This window comes from Deinococcus apachensis DSM 19763 (assembly GCF_000381345.1).
Lineage (GTDB): Bacteria > Deinococcota > Deinococci > Deinococcales > Deinococcaceae > Deinococcus > Deinococcus apachensis.
On the sequence record NZ_KB906398.1, the window covers coordinates 464074 to 481925 of the forward strand.

The 17852-nt window shown below is 71.3% G+C and carries 17 protein-coding genes; 6 read left to right on the top strand and 11 right to left on the bottom strand.

The window, feature by feature from the left end; all coding sequences use genetic code 11:
• Positions 1-2: 2 nt before the first annotated feature.
• Complete coding sequence (gene gltX, locus F784_RS0102345) at positions 3-1445, bottom strand: glutamate--tRNA ligase (protein WP_026332208.1); 1443 nt, start codon at positions 1443-1445, stop codon at positions 3-5.
• Between the two features lie 101 nt (positions 1446-1546).
• On the opposite strand from gltX, the gene F784_RS0102350 reads away from it, so the two are divergent.
• Positions 1547-2101 carry a flavin reductase family protein gene (locus tag F784_RS0102350; RefSeq protein ID WP_019585086.1) on the top strand — a complete coding sequence of 185 codons (555 nt, stop codon included), beginning with the start codon at positions 1547-1549 and terminating at the stop codon, positions 2099-2101.
• A 155-nt stretch (positions 2102-2256) separates the two neighbouring features.
• On the opposite strand, the gene mutL is transcribed toward F784_RS0102350, so the two are convergent.
• From mutL to F784_RS0102365, 3 genes are all read right to left on the bottom strand, one after another.
• Entirely contained in the window at positions 2257-3945 is a 1689-nt protein-coding gene (gene mutL, locus F784_RS0102355; RefSeq protein ID WP_019585087.1) for a DNA mismatch repair endonuclease MutL, read from the bottom strand.
• The gene (gene mutS / locus F784_RS0102360; RefSeq protein ID WP_019585088.1) at positions 3942-6494 is read right to left on the bottom strand and encodes a DNA mismatch repair protein MutS; all 2553 of its coding nucleotides are present in this window, start codon (positions 6492-6494) and stop codon (positions 3942-3944) included. Before mutS ends, mutL begins: the two co-directional genes overlap by 4 nt.
• 115 nt (positions 6495-6609) lie before the next feature.
• The gene (locus F784_RS0102365) at positions 6610-7368 is read right to left on the bottom strand and encodes a hypothetical protein (protein ID WP_157464939.1); all 759 of its coding nucleotides are present in this window, start codon (positions 7366-7368) and stop codon (positions 6610-6612) included.
• A 124-nt stretch (positions 7369-7492) separates the two neighbouring features.
• Between F784_RS0102365 and F784_RS0102370 the strand changes: the two genes are divergently transcribed.
• The 3 genes from F784_RS0102370 (at position 7493) to F784_RS0102380 (ending at position 8739) form a co-directional block, all read left to right on the top strand.
• Positions 7493-7873, top strand: coding sequence for a hypothetical protein (locus tag F784_RS0102370; protein ID WP_157464940.1), 381 nt, complete (start codon positions 7493-7495; stop codon positions 7871-7873).
• A gap of 72 nt (positions 7874-7945) precedes the next feature.
• Positions 7946-8278, top strand: a complete 333-nt coding sequence (locus F784_RS0102375) for a 4a-hydroxytetrahydrobiopterin dehydratase (RefSeq protein ID WP_019585091.1) — start codon at positions 7946-7948, stop codon at positions 8276-8278.
• A complete protein-coding gene (locus tag F784_RS0102380) occupies positions 8275-8739 on the top strand; it encodes an acyl-CoA thioesterase (RefSeq protein WP_026332209.1) in 465 nt (154 codons plus the stop codon). The genes F784_RS0102375 and F784_RS0102380 overlap by 4 nt, the downstream gene beginning before the upstream one ends.
• Positions 8740-9074: 335 nt before the next feature.
• On the opposite strand, the gene F784_RS0102385 is transcribed toward F784_RS0102380, so the two are convergent.
• On the bottom strand, positions 9075-10241 hold the full coding sequence (locus tag F784_RS0102385; protein WP_019585093.1) for an MFS transporter: 1167 nt from the start codon (positions 10239-10241) through the stop codon (positions 9075-9077).
• Positions 10242-10367: 126 nt separating this feature from the next.
• On the opposite strand from F784_RS0102385, the gene F784_RS0102390 reads away from it, so the two are divergent.
• Positions 10368-10862, top strand: coding sequence for a hypothetical protein (locus F784_RS0102390; RefSeq protein WP_019585094.1), 495 nt, complete (start codon positions 10368-10370; stop codon positions 10860-10862).
• Position 10863: 1 nt separating this feature from the next.
• Here F784_RS0102390 and F784_RS0102395 read toward each other — a convergent pair whose 3' ends face one another.
• The 6 genes from F784_RS0102395 to F784_RS0102420 form a co-directional block, all read right to left on the bottom strand.
• Positions 10864-11382, bottom strand: coding sequence for an isoprenylcysteine carboxyl methyltransferase family protein (locus tag F784_RS0102395; protein WP_019585095.1), 519 nt, complete (start codon positions 11380-11382; stop codon positions 10864-10866).
• Positions 11383-11537: 155 nt separating this feature from the next.
• A complete protein-coding gene (meaB, locus tag F784_RS0102400) occupies positions 11538-12476 on the bottom strand; it encodes a methylmalonyl Co-A mutase-associated GTPase MeaB (RefSeq protein ID WP_019585096.1) in 939 nt (312 codons plus the stop codon).
• Positions 12473-14116: a histidine kinase N-terminal 7TM domain-containing diguanylate cyclase gene (locus F784_RS0102405; RefSeq protein WP_019585097.1), complete on the bottom strand. Its 1644-nt coding sequence runs from the start codon at positions 14114-14116 to the stop codon at positions 12473-12475. Before F784_RS0102405 ends, meaB begins: the two co-directional genes overlap by 4 nt.
• Before the next feature lie 126 nt (positions 14117-14242).
• The gene (locus F784_RS0102410; protein ID WP_019585098.1) at positions 14243-14956 is read right to left on the bottom strand and encodes a histidine phosphatase family protein; all 714 of its coding nucleotides are present in this window, start codon (positions 14954-14956) and stop codon (positions 14243-14245) included.
• Positions 14953-16026, bottom strand: a complete 1074-nt coding sequence (gene purM / locus F784_RS0102415; protein ID WP_019585099.1) for a phosphoribosylformylglycinamidine cyclo-ligase — start codon at positions 16024-16026, stop codon at positions 14953-14955. The genes F784_RS0102410 and purM overlap by 4 nt, the downstream gene beginning before the upstream one ends.
• Positions 16027-16069: 43 nt before the next feature.
• Positions 16070-16768 (bottom strand): TVP38/TMEM64 family protein, encoded by a 699-nt coding sequence (locus tag F784_RS0102420; protein ID WP_019585100.1) that lies wholly within the window; start codon positions 16766-16768, stop codon positions 16070-16072.
• A gap of 75 nt (positions 16769-16843) precedes the next feature.
• Between F784_RS0102420 and F784_RS0102425 the strand changes: the two genes are divergently transcribed.
• On the top strand, positions 16844-17833 hold the full coding sequence (locus F784_RS0102425; protein WP_019585101.1) for a polyprenyl synthetase family protein: 990 nt from the start codon (positions 16844-16846) through the stop codon (positions 17831-17833).
• Positions 17834-17852 lie beyond the last annotated feature (19 nt).

The window sequence follows — 17852 nt, forward strand, 5'->3', positions numbered from 1 at the left end:
CCCTACCCGCCCCGCGCCACCCGCTCCACCCGGGCCACCACGCGCTCACGCCCCAGGGCCTCCAGCATCTCGAACATGCCGGGGCTCTCGCTCGTTCCGGCGAGGGCAGCGCGCAGGGGCTGCATCACCTTGCCGGGCTTGAGGCCCTTTTCCTCGGCAAAGGCGCGCAGGGCGGGCTCGGTCGTCGCCTGGTCGAAGGCGGGCAGGTTCTTCAGCCGCGCGGCGAGTTCGGGCAGGAAGGGGCGGCCCTCCTCGATGAGTTGTTGCGCCTTCTCGTTCACCGGGTAGTCCTCGGACCAGAAGTAGGGCGTCTTCTCCAGGAACTCCGAGAACACGTCCATGCGCGGGATCATCATGCGGACGACCGCGCGGAAGTAATCGTCCTCGGGGAGGTCGTGCTTCTGCCCGGCGAGGTAGTCGTGCAGGCGTTTTGCCACCTCCTCCTCCGTCAGCACCTCGCGCAGGTACTTGCCGTTCATCCAGCGCAGCTTGTCGAGGCTGAAGACGGGGCCGCCCAGCGTCACGTCCTCCAGCTGGAAGACCCGCTGGAACTCGGCCAGATCAAAGATTTCCCGGCCCTCGGGGTGGGTCCAGCCCATGGTGGCGAGGAAGTTGAGCATGGCCTCGGGCAGGAAGCCCTGCTCCATGTACCACTCGACCGAGGTGGGGTTCTTGCGCTTGCTGATCTTGGACTTGTCAGCGTTGCGCAGAAGCGGCATGTGCGCCCAGACGGGCTCGGGCCAGCCGAACGCCTGGTACAGCAGCACATGGATGGGGGTGGAGGTGATCCATTCCTCGGCGCGGATCACATGCGTCACGCCCATCAGGCGGTCGTCCACCACGTTGGCGAGGTGGTAGGTGGGGAAGCCGTCGGCCTTCAGGAGTACCTTGTCGTCGATCTCGCGGTTCTGGAAGGCGATGGGCTTGCGGAGGAAGTCGTTCACGACCGTCTCGCCCTCACGCGGGACCTTGAGGCGGATGACGGCACTCTCGCCCGCCTTCACCCTCCGCTGCGCCTCGGCGGGGTCGAGGTCGCGGCTGGGGACGGCGATCACGCGGCCCTCCTTCTGGGCCTCCTCACGCAGGGCGCTCAGCTCCTCGGGCGTCTCGAAGGCGTAGTAGGCGTGGCCGGACTCAATCAGCCTCCGGGCATACTCGCCGTACAGGTCGAAGCGCTCGCTCTGACGGTAAGGGCCGTTGGGGCCGCCCTGAAGGGGGCTCTCGTCGGGCGTGAGACCCAGCCACTGCATCATCTGGAAGATGCGCTTTTCAGAGTCGGGGACGTAGCGGTTGCGGTCGGTGTCCTCGATGCGGAGGATGAACTTGCCCTCCTCACCCCGGTCGCGCGCCTGATGGGCGAGGGTGTGGTTGAAGAGGCCAATGTATGCGGTCCCGACATGCGGGTCTCCGGTCGGGCTGGGGGCGATACGGGTGACGACGGGCATGGGGCACAGGATACGGGGAAGGGACCGGGCCGCGGCGGGGATGGCGCCGCCTTCCAACGAGGCCCGGTCCTAACCCCAGGCCCCACCCTATCCTCGGTCTCATGCTCAGTGAGGTCACCACACGCTTCTTCGGCTACTACCCCGGCACGGTCGCCCTGGTGGCGTCCGAACACGCCGGGACACGCAACGTGCTGAGCGTGGGCTGGCACACCGCCCTGAGCGCCGACCCGCCCCTGTACGGGGTGGCGGTGGGGCGGGAGCGGGCGAGCCACCCCCTGATCGTGGGAAGCGGGCACTTCGGCGTGAACTTCCTGCCCTTCGCGTGGGCGCGGGCGGTACAGGGGGCGGGCGTGCTGAGCCTGCACGACGGTCCGGGGGCGGACAAGTTCGCGCGGCTGGGGCTGACGCCGCTGCCGGACGCACCGCTGGCTGTGGCGCAGGCTTATCTGCACTACGGCTGCGAGGTGGTCCAGGTCGTGCCCACCGGCGACCACGACCTGATCGTCGGGCGGGTGTCAGAAGTCCGCTTCGATCCCGCCCACTACGACGCGGCGGGCCTGTTCGTGGGGGAGGCCGCCGTGTACCTCGGGCGCAGCGCCTACGTCACGACGACCTCGGGGCGGGAGGTCTATCCACCGGAGGTCTTCGAGGACTGAGCCGCCTCGCCCTCCCCACCGTCGTCTCCGCCGCCTTGCCGCCGTCAGCCACCACAGGCCGATGGGGAGCAACAGCACGCCCAGGCAGCCGTACCCCGGCGGCACGGAGGACGGGGCAGGGGCCGCCTGCTTCTGTTCTTTCTTCATGGAGCCGGTTACGGGGTGCGGGCGGGGGGAGTTGCGGGAGCCTCCCTCCCGCCGCTTTTCCCACCCGGCACCTCGTCCCGGCCCCGGGCCACGTCACGCACGCCGCGGCGCCCGAAGGCGTGGGCCAGGTCGCGCTCGGAAAGGCGCAGGGTGGTGGGACGCCCGTGCGGGCAGGACCAGGGCTGGTCGCAGGCGGAGAGGGCGGTCAGAACAGCCTCTCCCCTCTCCCCGTCCAGCATCCCGGCCTTGAGCGCGGGGGCACAGGCGAGGCGGGCCAGCACGTGACGGCGGGGGTCAGGGCTGTCGCCCAGGGCCGCTTCGACGAGTTGCTCGTGCAGCCGGGGCACGGGGAGCGCGGCGAGGGCGGCGGGCAGCGTCCGCAGCCGGGCCAGTCCCGCCCCGAAGTCCTCGATGGTCAGACCCCAGGCGCGCAGGTCGGCGTCCCGCTCGTGCAGCCGCGCCACCTGCTCGGGTGTGAGGTGCAGCAACTCGGGTTCGGGCAACTCGACGGGCGGGGCGGCAGTGAGGTCGCGCGTCAGGCGCTCGTACAGGGCGCGTTCGTGCGCGGCGTGCGCGTCCACCACCCACAGGTCGCCCTCCCCCTGCGCGAGGAGGTACAGCTCCTGATAGACGCCGACGAGGGTGAGGGCGGGAAAGTTGCCGCTCGCCGGGGTTGCCTGGGGTTCCGGCGGGGCGATCAGCGCTGGGGCGGAACGGGCCAGGGGATGCGCCATCAGCGCCTCCGCCACCGCCTCCCTCACCCGCGCGGCCACGGCGGGCAGGTCGGCGAGAGCGACGACCTGCTTGGCCGGATGGACGTTGGGATTGTGGTCCTCCGGCGCCACGGTGAGGTCGAGGACACAGAGCGGGGCCACGCCCGAGGGCAGCAGCTCCGCAAAGCCCTCAATCACAGCCTTTTCAAGTTCCGGCGGCGCGAGGATGGGCCGCCCGTTCACGCTGAAGTGCATCCGGTCTCGGCGGGCGCGGGTGAGTTCTGGGCGGGAGACGACGCCACTCACGCCCTCCGCCTCCACCCGCAGGACGCGGTTCGCGCTGAGCGGCCCGTACACACTCGCCACTGCGCCTCGGTGGTCGGCGGGCGCGTGGGTGAGGCGGGGCTCGCCGTCCACCGTCAGCCGCCAGTGCAGGACGGGGTGGTGCAGGATGTAGCGACCCACGAGCGCGGTGATCTCGCGCACCTCGACCGCCGCCGGGGCCTGCGTCCGCAGCCGGGCGGGCAGGCGTGCGAAGAGGTTGCGGACCGTCACCGTCGTGCCCGCCGGGGCGGAGGTGCGGCGCACCGTCACGTTGTCACCCGCCGCGCACACCTCCGCCGCCCCCACCTGCGCCGCCGGGCGCGTCACCAGATGCAGTTCCCCCGCCTGCGCCGCCGCCCACAGCGCCTCCCCACGAAAGCCAAGTGTGGTCACGCGCTCCACCGCGCCCGCCTCCGGTTCCAGCTTGCTCGTCGCGTGCCGCACGGGGGCGAGGGCCACCGAGTCCGCCGCGATGCCCGCCCCGTTGTCCCGCACCCGGACCAGCCCCAGGCCGCCGCTCTCGACCTCCACCTCAAGGCGCGAGGCCCCCGCATCCAGCGCGTTCTCCACGAGTTCGCGTACCACATCGAGCGGGCGCGACACGACCTCACCCGCCGCGATCAGCCGCGAGATGTGGGGGGGGAGGACGTGGATGGTCATAGGTTTCTGACCTCCCGCTCCTCGCCCTCGGCGGCCCGCTGGGCCTCCCGCTGCCAGCCGTGGAGGATTTCCAGCGCCTGCATGGGCGTCAGGCGGCTGAGGTCGAGGGCGGCGAGTTCGCGCCGCAGCTTGCGGTCGTCGCCCCCGGCGTTCAGGGCGGTGAGCAACCGGGCCGCGCGGGTGGTGACGGGGGCGGGCAGCCCGGCGAGGCGCGCCACCTCCACGCCGTAACTCTGCCGGGCGGCCCCGGGGATGACCTGATGGTAGAAGGTGAGCCCGCCCGCCGCCTCGTCCTCTTCAGCGGCGACGTGCAGGTTGACCAGGCCCGGGTGTTCGGCCTCCAGCCGCGTCAGCTCGAAGTAGTGGGTGGCAAATAAGGTGTGCGCCCCCGTTCCGTGCAGGTGTTCCAGCGCCGCCTGCGCGATGGCGAGGCCGTCCAGGGTGGAGGTGCCGCGCCCCACCTCGTCGAGGATGACCAGGCTGCGGTGCGTGGCCCCGTGCAGGATGCTCGCCAGTTCGCTCATCTCGACCATGAAGGTGGAGCGGCCCCCCGCGAGGTCGTCACTGGCGCCGATCCGCGTGTGGATGGCGTCATAGATGGGAAGTTCGGCCCGGTCGGCGGGCACGAAGGAGCCGACCTGATGGAGCAGGGCGCACAGGGCCACTGTACGGAGGTAAGTACTCTTGCCCGCCATGTTCGGCCCGGTCAGCAGCAGGGTGTGGCGGTTCGGCCCAAGCTCGGCGTCGTTGGGCACGAAGCGCCCGCCCGTCGCCCGCTCGACGACGGGGTGGCGGGCCTGGACCAGATGTGCGCGGCCGGAGATGGTCTGGGGCCGTACCCAGCCGGACTCCACGGCGATCTCGGCCAGGGCCGTCAGCACGTCGAGTTCCGCCACCGCGCCCGCCGCCTCCGCCAGCCCTTCCGCATGGGCGGCCAGGCTCTCGCGCAGCTCGGTGAAGACTTCCAGTTCAAGCCTCTGGGCGGCGAGTTCCAGCCGGGCGATCTCGCGCTCACGCTCGCGCAGGTCAGGCCTCGTGAAGCGGGCGCGGTCCTTGAGGGTGGCGATCTGGCGGTAGTCGGCGGGGACCTTACTCAGGTGCGGCCCGTTGACCTCCAGGTAGTACCCGAAGACGTTGTTGAACCCCACCTTCAGGCTGCCGATGCCGGTGCGGGCGCGCTCGCTGGTCTCCAGCTCGGCGAGCCAGGCGCGGTGCCCCAGCGCCTCGCTCCTCAGGCCGTCGAGTTCGGCGTGGAAGCCGTCGCGGATCAGGCCGCCCTCGCCCGCGCGGATGGGCGGGTCGTCCACCAGGGCCGCGCGGATGAGGGTGACGACATCGGGCAGCGCCCCCAGCCGGGCACGAATGCCCGCGAGCAGCCCGTCCTGGGTGTCCAGCAGGTTCACCGCCTCGGGCAGCAGGTCGAGGGTGCGCGCCAGCGACGCCACCTCGCGCGGGGAGGCCCGGCGGGTCGCCACCCTCGCCGCCAGGCGTTCGAGATCGTGCGCCCGGTACAGCAGCGCCCGCACCGCCCCCCGCAGGTCGGAGGCGCGGGTCAGCGTCTCCACCGCGTCCAGCCTGGACCGGATGCTGAGTTCATCGAGGAGCGGTGCCCGCAGCCACGCCCGAAGTCTTCGCCGCCCGCCCGCCGTCCGCGTCTCCGCCAGCACATCCATCAAGGTGACGCCCTGGGGCGACTGCGCCTGGAAGACCTCCAGCGCCCGCACCGCCGCGTCGGGCAGGCGCATGTGTGCCCCCGGCTCGAAGCGCACCACCCGGCGCACCATCTCCAGCCGCCCCTGCTGCGTCAGCCGCGCGTACCCGAGAACCGCCCCGCACGCCCGCACGAGCGCCGCCGAGCCCAGTGACCCGGGCACCTCGCCCAGCACGGCCTTCAATTCCGCCCGCGCCCCCTCCTCGTCGAAGTTGGCGGGCGAGAGCATGACCGGGAAGCGGGCCTGGAAGTCGGCCAGGAGAGCGGCGTTGCCCGAGAGTTCGGGGGCCAGCAGCACCTCCCGCGCCCGGTGCCGCGCGAGTTCGTCGTACAGCGCTGTGCGGGTGTGGAAGGCCGCGCAGCGGAACTCCCCGGTGGACACGTCGAGGAGGGCGAGGGCGTACCCGTCCCCCGTCGCCACCGCGCCCAGGTAGTTCTCGTCAGCGGTGAGATGGCGTTCCTCGGTCACCGTGCCCGGCGTCAGGAGCTGCGTGACCCGGCGCTCCACCAACCCCGACCCCGGTTCCTCGATCTGGTCGGCGACCGCCACCCGCGCGCCCGCCGCGAGCAGCCGCTCCACGTTGCTGTCGAGCGCGCGGACGGGCACGCCTGCCATCGGCGTCGAGAAGTCCCGGCTGCTCTTGTGGGTCAGCGCGATGCCCAGCAAACGGGCCGCTCGCTCCGCGTCCTCCCCGAACGTCTCATAGAAGTCCCCGACCTGAAACAACAACAGGAAATCGGGGTGCTTGTCCCGCAGCGCCACGTACTGTTCGAGCATCGGCGGCAGCACCCCCGACCCCGTTCCCTTCAAGACGCTCTGCGGCACCCCCACCGGCATGGCGCGAGCATAGCGCACCCCGTTCTGTTGTGGACGGAACGGGAATTGCAATTGGGGCGAGGGGCACAAGGAAAATTGCCCCACGGGGAGGCGGGGCGGCTAGGTCGAGGAGGGGTTAGCGGAAGAGGGGGAACCCGATGCTCTTGACCGCGCCGAGCGCTCGCCGCTCCAGATTCTGGCTCTTGAGGGAGAGCTGCGTGGCGCCGTCCCCCAGGTAGACCCAGTTCCCGGGCAGTGTTCCCGTCTTCATGCTGATCTGCGTGCTCGTGGCCGTGCCCGTGACGCTGACCGACACCACGTTCCAGCCCGCGACGAATTGCACGTTCACGTCCCCCGTTGCCGTCGTGTTGTTCTCGATGCAGGTCACCTTGCCCGAGAGGCCAACCGCCTTGTTGAAGTAGACGTACAGGCCAGCCGCAAAGGTGGCGGAGTCTGCCGTCTCGGACAACGCCAGGGGCGCAATCTCACCACCCTTCTGGGCCTGAACGCTGAAGGCTGCCGTCGCACTCTTGGCGTCGTTGGCACCGGAGAACGTCAAGCTCCCTGTGCAGTTATCGGGGAGCTCAGTTGAGAAGTCTGCGGGATCAGGGGTAACGAGCAGGTTGCTGTCCACGGTCGGCAGCGTCAGGCTGAAGCTGCCGTCCGCCCCCAGGCTCGCGGTCGCCAACTCGGGCTTGCCCTCCACCGAGGCCACGACCTTCCCCGCCCCACCGCTCCAGGGGGTGTACGAGGGCCAGCCAGTCTGTGGGTCAAAGGCCAATTCGACCACCTTGCCGGAGGCCACATTGGGCTGAACCGCGGGAACAGAATTCCTGTTGCAGGAGGCGAGCAAGAGGGCGGAGCCGACCAGCACCAGAGCAGCGGGATTTTTCATGACGCCCCCACCGTACATCCCTGTCCCGAGTCCGGCAAGCAGTGTGCCCACCCCAGGCCGTTCTCTCACCGAACGGGCCTTACACTGCCGCCATGCCCCCTCTTTCCCTCAAAAGGTTCCGCCCATGAAGAGGTTGTCCGGCCTCGCCGCGCTCCTGTTGACCTCCGCCGCCCTCGCCTGCCCGGTGAAACAGGGCTACGTCGCCAATGGCTTGTTCAAAAACACGGCGGGGGCGAAGCCCATCTGTGGGCCGCTCTACCAGACGTTCCGGTTCAGCATGGCGGGCGTGAAGTGGACCGAGATGTACGAGGTCAAGGCCGGGCGGGTCGGCCAGCTCCGGACCTCGGACTTCCTGGCCCTCATCCGCCGGGGCCGCTACCGGCTCGTCAAGCAGAACAAGACGGTCCGCAGCCAGGTGTACCTCTTCGAGCGGGGCAGCCACTCCATCACGGTGGTCGTCGGCGTTTCGGGTGGGGCGCAGTACATCGGGCTGGCGGGGCAGTAGGGCGCCCGGACCCGCCCTGCACCGCGTCCCACGTCGCCCTCGCCGCTGTTTCCCACCGCGTACCATGGCGCCATGAGCTACCACCCCTACGACCCGCGCATGGCCTACGACCCGGAGCGCCGACTCACCGACGGCGACGTGCAGGAGTTGAAGCCCGAGGGCTGGTGGGGCGACGATGGCAAGATCGCCCGCGACTTCAAGTTCGACACGTATCAGGCAGGAGTGGACTTCGCCGTGCGCGTGGCGGCGCTCGCGGAGGAGCGGGACCACCACCCCGATATCCACATCTACTACCGCAGGGTGCGCGTCAACTACTTCACCCACGTGGTGGGCGGCGTGACCGTGCTCGATATCGAGGGGGCGCGGGCCGTGAACGAGTTGTGGGCCGGGGTGACGGGCGCTTGAAACTCACCATTCCCGACGCGGATGTGCTGTGGACGGCCCTGGCGCCCCAGCGCAAGCACGAGATGGAGGTCACGGTGGGACCCGGCGACCTCGACGACCTGAACCACGTGAACAACACGGTGTACCTCGCGTGGTGCGAGCAGGTGGCCCGCGCTCACGCCCTGCGCCTGGGCATGGGTACAGACGCGCTCGTGGCGCTGGGCGCCGTGCCGGTTGCACGGCAGCATGTCATCAACTACCACCGCCCCGCCGTGCTGGGTGACCGCATCCGCATCCGCACCGCCATCACCGTCAGCGCGGGCGTCCGCAGCATCCGCGCCTACACCCTCGACCGCGCTGCGGAGGACGGCAGCGACGGCGAACGCCTCGCCGAATGCCAGACCGAGTGGGTCTGGGTGGACCCGGGAACCGGGCGGCCCAAGCGCACCCCGCGCGAGGTGCTGGAGGCATTCGGGTTCTAGAGGCCCCAGATGGAGGGCAAGCCGACGCCTGCCACCCCTCCCAGCCTCCCCCGCAAGAGGGGCAACAGCCCCATAGCTTCTGCTTCTCAAAACCGCCTCTTGTGGACGGCCCATTCCTGAATGCGGCCCGCTCTCGCGCGGTCTTCACCCTGCCTTGCCCGCGCAGCGAGACGGTGGGCCAGGGATTTAGATCACGGCAAGATCAACCCTTCCGCGTCAAGGAAGATAGACACGGGCGCGGCGGGTTAGCTTCTTGCCGAGCGCAGCGGAAAGCTCCCCCCTGCCCCCTCCGGGGCAGGGGCGAATCACCTCCAGATGCCCGGCCTCACTCCTTCCTACTGAAACTCCGCCCGCCGCGGCTCCGGCAACCGGTACGCGATCAACGCGCTGGGAATCAGCAGCGTGACGCTGACCAGCGCCGCTACCGTCGGCGTCGTCGCGTCTGCCAGGACCCCGACCAGAAACACCAGTAGCCCCGCGAATCCCCACGAGAAGCCCATCATGATCGAGCTGGCGACGGCCACGTGCCCCGGCGCGTACTCTTGGGCGGCCACCACGCCGACCGGGATGCTGGCGTTGACTGCCGCCCCCACCAGAAACGTGAGCGGGTAGAACCACCAGTTCGCCGGACTCGACAGGATCAGCAGTGCGAAGAACGGGATGGTGCTCAGGATCGCCGCCCGCAGCACCGGCACCCGCCCGTACCGGTCGCTGGCCCGCCCGCCGATGATGCCGCCCACGGCGCTGGCGACGGCGTACACGGCGAGCGTGGCCGCGACCTCCCGCGTCCCGAATCCCCGGGCCAGCAGAATGAAAGGCAACATGGCGTTGTAGCCCATGCTGGCAAGCGAGCGCAGCACGGCCATCGCCCACAAGCCCACAAGCGGCCCCCGGAAGATGCGCCCGTACTCGGCCAAGCCCACCCGGCGCCCCTCCGCCCGACCGGGGGGCGTGACGGCGAAGGTGAGGACGGCGGTCACCACCCCGATCAGCCCGAACCAGGGGAGGTGTGTCAGCCCAACCCCGGCGAAGACGGGGCCGAGGGCACTGCCCGCCGTGCCCCCCGCGCTAAATAAGCTGGCCCACAACCCGCGCTTTTGCGGCGGACTGTTCAGCGCGACGTAGGCCGCCCCCGCCGGGTGGAAGAAGCCGCTCCCGAAGCCCGAGGCGGCGACCAGCAGCACGAGCGCCCCGAACCACGGCACGAAGCCCATCAGGGTGAGGCCCAGACCCGTCAGCAGCGGGCCGAGCGCGGCGGCGTAGCGGCGGTCCACCCGCTCGCCCAGGATGCCCAGCAGGGGTTGCAGCACGCTGCTCGTGAGGCTGTACACGCTGGAGAGCAGGGTGACGGCGGCGATGGACACCCCGAAGCGGGTTTGCAGGGCGGGGGTGAGCGGCGTGAGCATCGCGCCGTAGGCGTCGTTGATAAAGTGCCCCGCCGTGACCGCCACGGCGACGGCGGTGGCGTGGCGGGTAGCGGCGCGGACAGCGGTCACTTGCATTGGGTTACCCTACCCCGCTGCTCCGCATCCGGCGGGGAGGTGTCCAGTGGGGCGGGCCGCCCCCTCCCCCACTGGGGGGCATCCGCGCTCCCATGACGTGAGGTTTCCGACACAGTACCCTGTGGTATGTCCCTCGTGTTCCGGGATGCCGTCGCCGCCGCCCTCCCCTCGGAGGAGCGGTTGCGGGAACGGCTGGCGCGTCTTCCCGACCGCGCCTGGATGGACCTGGCGCTGCTCTTCGCGGCGGCCCTGCCCGAGATCGACGGGGTGATCGCCCTGCAAGGGGGCGAGGCCTTCGCGCGGGCGCTCGCCGCCTCACGCGGCATCCCGGTGCTGCAGACCGTGAACGCCGATCACAACCTGTTCCCGGGAGAGGTGGCCCTGGTGACTGGGCACCTGCGGGATGGCCTGCCCGAGATGCAGGCCCTGATGCGCGCCGAGCGCTCCGGCCTGCGGGTGCTGGTGGCCGTGGCCGCCATCGAGCGCACGGGGGCGATGGGCCGCACCCGGCTGGAACTGCACGACGTGCGGGTTCAATCCGCCGTCGGGCTCGCCGACACGCCGGGGGGGCTCACCTTCGAGCGGCGCACCCCGCCCGGGCTGCTGCAGCGGTCCTCCTGACCTACTGCGCGGCGCGGTAAGCCCGCAGCGCCCGCTCCTCGGCGGGCAGGCGGACGAGCAGGATCAGCGCGGCGTTGAGCAGGCTAAAGGTAATCGCCGTGCGCCACGCCCCCACGCTGAGGGGGGCGGAAGCCATCTCCAGCGCCACCACCGCGTAGTTCGGGTGACGCAGGAAACGGAAGGGACCGCCCGTGACCCGCTTCCCGCCCGGCACGATCAGGATGCGGGTGTTCCAGTAGCGGCCCAGCGTGCGAATCACCCAGTACCGCAGCGGCTGGGCGAGCACGAACAGCAGGAAGGCGGGCCAGTTCACCCCTTTCCCCGAGCGGCGCCCTTCCAGCAGCGTGCAGAGCATCCAGCCCGGGTGCAGCAGGAAGAAGAGGGGGTAGTGTTCCCGGCCGTACTCGGTCGCCCCGTGCGCGCGCGCCCAGCGTTCGTTCGCACGGGCCACCCGCAGTTCGAGGAGGCGCTGCACGGTCAGGAAGCCGAAGATCAGGGGGGCGAGGGTGCGGGCACGCATGGGCGTCAGCTTACGAGCTTCCCACGCTGAACATGACCCGGCCCGGCCCCCGCCCGTCTTCCGGTGTGGCGCAGGCGCTCGGGGACGTCCTCGCGGTGAAGAAGTCTCCTCCCCTGATCCAGCGCCCAGCGCGGCCTATTCGCTCATGGGTCAGGCTACCCCCCGGCAAGCAGCGCGTTCGCCGCCACGTCGGCATCAAGTTCTCCCCGGGCCACTCGGGCGTAAAGGTCACCGCTCATCTCGCGCGCCCGCCTCAGCACCCGGTCCTGCACCAGCGTCCGCACCTCGAACTCGGCGCGGCGCTCACGGCGGGCGTGGAGTCCGGCCTCACCGAGAAACGCCCGGTGGGCGAGCACGGCGTCCACGATCTTGTCCACGCCCTCGCCCCGCGACGCGACCGTGCGGCGAACGGGGGCGAGCCAGGTCGAGGCGTCGTGGGCTCCCAGCCCCTGCGCCGCCATCAGTTCGCGGACAGTGCGGTCGGCGCCCGGCAGGTCGGCCTTGTTCACGGCGATCACGTCGGCGATCTCCATGATCCCGGCCTTGAAGGCCTGCACCCCGTCGCCCCCGGCGGGCGTCAGCACGAGCAGGGTGTGGTCGCAGGCGGCGGCCACGTCCACCTCCGACTGGCCCACCCCGACCGTCTCCAGGATGACCCAGTCGAACTGGAAGCCCTCCAGCAGTGCGAGAACGGGCAGGGTGCGCGGCGACAGGCCGCCCAGCGCCCCCCGGCTCGCCAGCGAGCGCACGAAAACGCCCTTGTCGGCGTGGTGGCGCAGCATGCGGATGCGGTCGCCCAGGATCGCCCCGCCCGAGTAGGGGCTGCTGGGGTCCACGGCGAGCACCGCGACCCGCCTGTCCTGACCGCGTAACCCCGTGATCAGCGCGTCGGTCAGGGTGCTCTTGCCGCTGCCGGGGCTGCCGGTCACGCCGAGGACGACGGTGCCGCCCGGCCCCCGCGAGGCGGCGATCTCGCGGGCCGCGCGCAGCAGGGGCCGGGCGGCGTCCAGGCCACTCTCGGCGAGGGTGATTGCGCGGGCCAGGGCGCGGGGGTCGCCCGCGCGGAAGCGGGCTTCAAGGTTCGTGCCAGTCATGCCGTCTCAGGATAAGGGGTCGCCTGTTCCCACCCCGGGGGGCAGGGGGCAGCCCCGCCCGCGAGCACCACCCGGTTGCGGCCCCGGCGCTTGGCCTCGTAGAGCGCCCCGTCGGCAGCGACGAGCAGGGTCTCGGCGTCCGTGCCGTGCTCGGGAAAGGCGGCCACCCCCAGCGAGACGGTGCAGCGCAACTCGTGGCCCCGGTAGCTCACCGGGTGCGCCTCGATGGCGGCCCGGCAGGCCTCCGCGCGGCGCAGGGCGGCATCGGCACCGGTCCCGGGGAGGACCAGCACGAATTCCTCCCCGCCGTAGCGGCAAACCGTCTCCCCGGCGCGCAACTCCCCCCGCAGCAGGCCCGCGATGGCCTGCAGCGTTGCGTCCCCCCCCAGATGGCCTGCGGCGTCGTTGATGGCCTTGAAGTGGTCCACATCCAGGATCACCAGGCTGAACGGCTGCCGGATGGCGGCGGCTTGCACCAGCGCGTCCCCTAAGGCGGTCTGGAGACAGCGGCGGTTGTGCAGCCCGGTCAGGGGGTCCCGCAGGCTCTGCTCCTGGAGGGCGAGTTGCAAGCGCTCGATGTCCGCCAGCCGGGCCTGCACCTGGTCGTGCGCCTGCCGGAGCTGGGCCTCAGCCTCACGGCGGGCGGTGACGTCGCGCCAGACCACGAGTTGCCCCCCCAGGCGCCCGCGATCATAGAGGGGGGAGACGCGCAGGTCCAGGTGACGGGGCGGCGGACCCGCCAGCACGATCTCGGTGTGCGCCTCGCGCAGTCCCCAGACGTCCTCCAGGGCGGGCCTCCACTGGGCGAAGACCTCGGCGGCGGGCTGGCCGATGGGCGAGGGGCCGTGGGGGCAGCACAGGGCGCGGGCCGCTGGGTTGAGGTCCATCACCCGGCCCCGCGCGTCGAGCACGACGACGCCCTCGGTCATCTGCTCCACCAGCAGGTGCCGGGCGACGGGCCGCACGTCGAACAGCCTGAAATCCAGGATGCCCCACAGGAACACCAGCGCGGTCAGCAGGAACAGGACCGGGGTCAGGTCCAGCGCCGGAAAGGACCGCGGGCCCAGCACGCTGACGAGGTTCACGAGCCACGGCAGGCACAGCCCCGCCAGCAGCAGGCCCGCCTGCCTGCGGTAGAGGGAGGGGGCGCGCCAGCCGAACCGCACGAGCCGCGCCGCGCTCAGCAGGATCAAGCCGTAGCTGTACACCACGAGCACGCGAAACCACGGCCCGCCCTGCAGCAGGTTCTCCGCGCCGGGCACCCGCTCCTCGAACAGCAGGCCCTGCCTGTCCCCCGTGAGCACCAGCAGGAGAGTCACCAGCGGCACCCCGAACAGGGCGGCGGTCGCCACTCGGCCCGGGGGGCGGCGGGTCAGCTCCAGCGTCATCAGGTATACGAACACCGGGGCGAGGGGCACGCCGATGAAGGTGGCGTCCAGCCAGTCGCGGCGGTCCTGCAGGGAGACGGCGAGCCAGTGCAGGGCGTAGGTGCCGGTCCACTCGGCGAGCGCCAGCAGCAGCAGCACCAGCGGCAGCGCCCCGGGCGCCCCCCGGCGCCGCCAGGCGACCGCCGCCGTGAGCAGGGCGGTGAGCATCGCCGCGAGGAGCCAGGCAGCGTAGACGGCGTCCGTCCCGCTCATCCGGGGTTCCTCGCCCGCCAGCGGGTGACAAACCTCCTGCTTGAGAAAGGCTTCATCCTGGAATCAGCTTAGGAGACCTGGCCGTCCCTGTCTGCAAGTTGTGTGGATCCGTCAGGGCCTTCTCAGCTACGGCGCCTGCCCCAGCACGTCGTCCGCCTCAGTCGCCTCGATCAGGTCCTCCAAGTGGGCGTCGTCGTTGAAGCCGAGGAGCGTTCCACTGTTCTCACCCAGCAGCACCCGGGTGATGGAAGTGTTTGTCACGCTCAGCCGCGCCCAGGCGTGGTTGGGCACTCCACCTAGCGCCAGGCCAACTGCCACCCGCACCACGCCCCCGTGGGTGAAGACGAGGACGCGGCCCCCCGCGTGCCGAGTTCGCAGCCGGTCGAAGGCCACGGCGCAGCGGGCAAAGAGGTCCTCCATGCTCTCGCCCCCGGGTCGGCGGGTGGTCCAGGGGTCGGCGCGCAGGGCCCGCAGGTACTCGGGGAAGCGGGCCTCGATGTCGGCGACGACCAGGCCGCTCAGCTCACCCACGTCGATCTCGCGCAGACCGGGTTCGAGCTGCACCATCGGCCCCCCCACCAGACGCTCGGCGACCGTCTCGGCCGTCTGTGAGGCGCGGGCGAGGTCGCTGGAGTACACGGCGTCGAAGTGCATGCCCGTCAGCCGCTCGGCGAGGGTGGCGGCCTGGAGAATCCCGATGTGGCTGAGGGGCACGTCCGTCTGCCCCTGGTAGCGCCCGTCGGCGTTCCAGGTGCTCTCGCCGTGGCGCACGACCCAGAATTCTGTGGCCCGGCGGCGGTCCGGGGGCAGGAATCCGGTGGGGGGACGGCGGCGGGTCAAGAAAGCTCCCCCGCCAGGGTCACGCCGCTCCCGGCCACCATCTCGCCGATTATCCAGGGGGACTCGCCCGCCGTGCGGAGAGCGGTGAGGGCGGCCTCCCGCTGAGCCGCAGGCACGATGAACAGGAAGCCCACGCCCATATTCAGCGCCCGGAAGGCCTCCCGCCGTTCCACGCCCGCGCGCCGCACGATCAGCTCGAAGAGGGGCGGCACGGTCCAGGAGGCGGTGTCCACCCGCATCCCCACCCCGGCCGGGAACACGCGCGGGGGGTTATCGATGAGTCCGCCCCCGGTGATGTGCGCCATACCCCGGATGTCCACCCCCGCCGCCGAGAGGGCATCGAAAGCGCCCAGGTAAGCCCGGTGGGGAACCGTCAGCAGATCCTCCAGCCGCTCGCCACCCAGGTCGGCGCGTGGCTTGGCCCAGTCCAGCTCATCCAGCGCCATCCGTGCCAGGCTGTAGCCGTTCGTGTGCAGCCCCGTGCTGGGGAGGGCGATCACGGCGTCACCAATTCCGATGCGCGAGCCGTCGATCAGGTGGGGACGGTCCACAACGCCCACAATCGTTCCCACGATGTCGAGTTCGTCCTCCACGTACACGCCGGGCATCTCGGCGGTCTCGCCGCCCAGCAGGGCCACGCCCAGCGCCTCGCAGGCCTGCGCCGCACCCGTCACCACCTCGGCGACCCGTTCGGGCAGGAGCCTCCCCATAGCCACATAGTCGAGGAAGAAGAGGGGCCGCGCGCCCTGCACCAGGATGTCGTTCACGCAGTGGTTGACGATGTCGGCGCCCAGGCCCGCGAAGCGGCCCGTCCGCACCGCCACCTTCGTCTTGGTGCCCACCCCATCGGTGGAGGCAACGAGCACCGGGTCCGCCAGGTCACCGAACGCCGCGCGGAAGAGGCCCCCGAAGCCGCCGAGGCCGCCCAGCACGGCGGGTGTGTGGGTGCGGGCCACCGCGCCTTTCATCAGGGCGACGGCCCGGTGCCCCGCGTCGATACTCACGCCCGCCCGTTCGTATGCTGACGCCCCCGTGCTGGCCTCGGCGGCGTCCGTGTTGCCTTGCGTCATGATCCTCCCGGAACCTCCCGCACAGGCGGGACCGTGGGGCAGTCTACCCGACTTTTCCGGCCGCCCGGCGCGCGAGCCACCAGCGGAGGGCGACCGCCACCGCCACGAGCGCCGAGAGCAGGCCCAGCCCCCAGGCCATGCGCCGGGCGCTGCCGCTCAGCCACACGACCAGTGCCGTGACCGGGAGCGCCCCGGCAGCGGTCGCCAGCATGAAGGGCCGAAAGCCCATGCGGGCCGCCCCCGCGACCAGGTTCATCACGTCCGCCGAAAGCACGGGCATCAGCCGCACGAGCAGGACGCCCTGCACCCCGTAGCGCTCGGCAAAGGCGTGGGCCGCGCCCCGCGCGCGTTCCCCGGCAAGCAACCGCACGAGTGTGTCGCCCACCGCCCGCCCCAGTCCGTATCCGGCGGCTGCACCCAGCAGCGTGCCGAGGTACACGATGAGAAAGCCCTCGACCGGGCCGTACGCGCGGGCCGTCACAGCGGTCATCACCAGCGCGGGCAGGACCGGCAGCACGGCCTGGAAGATGAATCCCGCGATCAGGGCGAGCGGCCCGGCCCACCCCAGGCCCGCCACGAAGGCGCGCGTGACGGCGGGGTCGCTGGAGGTCAGCGCCGCGTAGCCGCGCATCAAAAAGTCCCGCACGTCCGGGGTCAGGCTTACGCCCACCAGCAGGGCCAGGGTGCCGCCCAGCAGCAGCACGCGCACGAGCTGGGCCTTCCGGGGGGCGGCGAGGGTCACCCCCCCAGTCTAGGGGGAGCGGGTGAGAAGGGCGGGGGCATGCGCGCCCCTCCCCTCCCGCTAGACTGCCCCCCGATGCGCCCCGAACTGCTCGACCGCGTGCTGTCCCTGCTGCCCCAGGACGGCGGGCGACCCGAACTGCGCGCCTACGCCGCCATGCTGCGCGACTACCCCCGGCGCGGAGGCAAGGGTATCCGCTCGGAGTTGCTTCTCGCCTCGGCGCGAACCCACGGGTTGAGCCCCCATTCAACCGGCTGGGAGGGCGCCCGGTGGCTCGCCGCGGCCCTGGAACTCTTCCAGAACTGGGTCCTGATCCACGACGACATCGAGGACGACTCGGAGGAGCGGCGGGGCCAACCCGCGCTGCACCGCCTGCACGGGGTGCCGCTCGCCATCAACGCGGGGGACGCGCTGCACGTCTACATGTGGGAGGCCGTGCAGCGCGCAGGCGTGCCGGGCGGCCTGGAGGAATTCCTCGCCATGATCCACCGCACCGCCGAGGGCCAGCACCTCGACCTCACCTGGGTCCAGCACCGCGAGTGGAACCTGTCGGAGGCCGACTACCTGGAGATGGTGCGCCTCAAAACCGCTCACTACACGGTCGTCGTGCCGCTGCGGCTGGGGGCACGGGCGGCAGGAGTCGCGCCGGACGAACACTTCACCCCGGCGGGGCTCGCTCTGGGCGCGGCCTTCCAGATCCGGGACGACGTGCTCAACCTGCGGGGCGATCCCGACAAGTACGGCAAGGAGATCGGCGGCGACCTGCTGGAGGGCAAGCGTACCCTGATCGTGCTGCACTGGCTGGCCCAGGCGCCCCAGGAGCAGCGGCGGGTCTTCCTGACACAGATGGGGCGGGACCGGGCCGAGAAGGACCCCGCCGCCATTGCCGACATCCACCGCTGGCTGCTGGAGAGCGGGAGCGTCCAGTACGCCCAGGACTACGCGGACGCCCAGGCGCGCAAGGGGCTGGGCCTGCTGGAGGAGGCGCTGGCGGATGCACCCGACCAGGGGGCCGCGCGGGAACTGCTCGGCCAGATGCGGGAGCTGGCGACTCGGGAAGCCTGAAGGGCTCCGCTTCGGCGAC

Bases quoted from the DNA above. Each gene is read 5' to 3' on its own strand.
- gltX (WP_026332208.1), bottom strand. From the start codon at position 1,445: ATGCCCGTCGTCACCCGTATCGCCCCCAGCCCGACCGGAGACCCGCAT.
- F784_RS0102350 (WP_019585086.1), top strand. From the start codon at position 1,547: ATGCTCAGTGAGGTCACCACACGCTTCTTCGGCTACTACCCCGGCACG.
- mutL (WP_019585087.1), bottom strand. From the start codon at position 3,945: ATGACCATCCACGTCCTCCCCCCCCACATCTCGCGGCTGATCGCGGCG.
- mutS (WP_019585088.1), bottom strand. From the start codon at position 6,494: ATGCCGGTGGGGGTGCCGCAGAGCGTCTTGAAGGGAACGGGGTCGGGG.
- F784_RS0102365 (WP_157464939.1), bottom strand. From the start codon at position 7,368: ATGAAAAATCCCGCTGCTCTGGTGCTGGTCGGCTCCGCCCTCTTGCTC.
- F784_RS0102370 (WP_157464940.1), top strand. From the start codon at position 7,493: ATGAAGAGGTTGTCCGGCCTCGCCGCGCTCCTGTTGACCTCCGCCGCC.
- F784_RS0102375 (WP_019585091.1), top strand. From the start codon at position 7,946: ATGAGCTACCACCCCTACGACCCGCGCATGGCCTACGACCCGGAGCGC.
- F784_RS0102385 (WP_019585093.1), bottom strand. From the start codon at position 10,241: ATGCAAGTGACCGCTGTCCGCGCCGCTACCCGCCACGCCACCGCCGTC.
- F784_RS0102390 (WP_019585094.1), top strand. From the start codon at position 10,368: ATGTCCCTCGTGTTCCGGGATGCCGTCGCCGCCGCCCTCCCCTCGGAG.
- F784_RS0102395 (WP_019585095.1), bottom strand. From the start codon at position 11,382: ATGCGTGCCCGCACCCTCGCCCCCCTGATCTTCGGCTTCCTGACCGTG.
- meaB (WP_019585096.1), bottom strand. From the start codon at position 12,476: ATGACTGGCACGAACCTTGAAGCCCGCTTCCGCGCGGGCGACCCCCGC.
- F784_RS0102405 (WP_019585097.1), bottom strand. From the start codon at position 14,116: ATGAGCGGGACGGACGCCGTCTACGCTGCCTGGCTCCTCGCGGCGATG.
- purM (WP_019585099.1), bottom strand. From the start codon at position 16,026: ATGACGCAAGGCAACACGGACGCCGCCGAGGCCAGCACGGGGGCGTCA.
- F784_RS0102425 (WP_019585101.1), top strand. From the start codon at position 16,844: ATGCGCCCCGAACTGCTCGACCGCGTGCTGTCCCTGCTGCCCCAGGAC.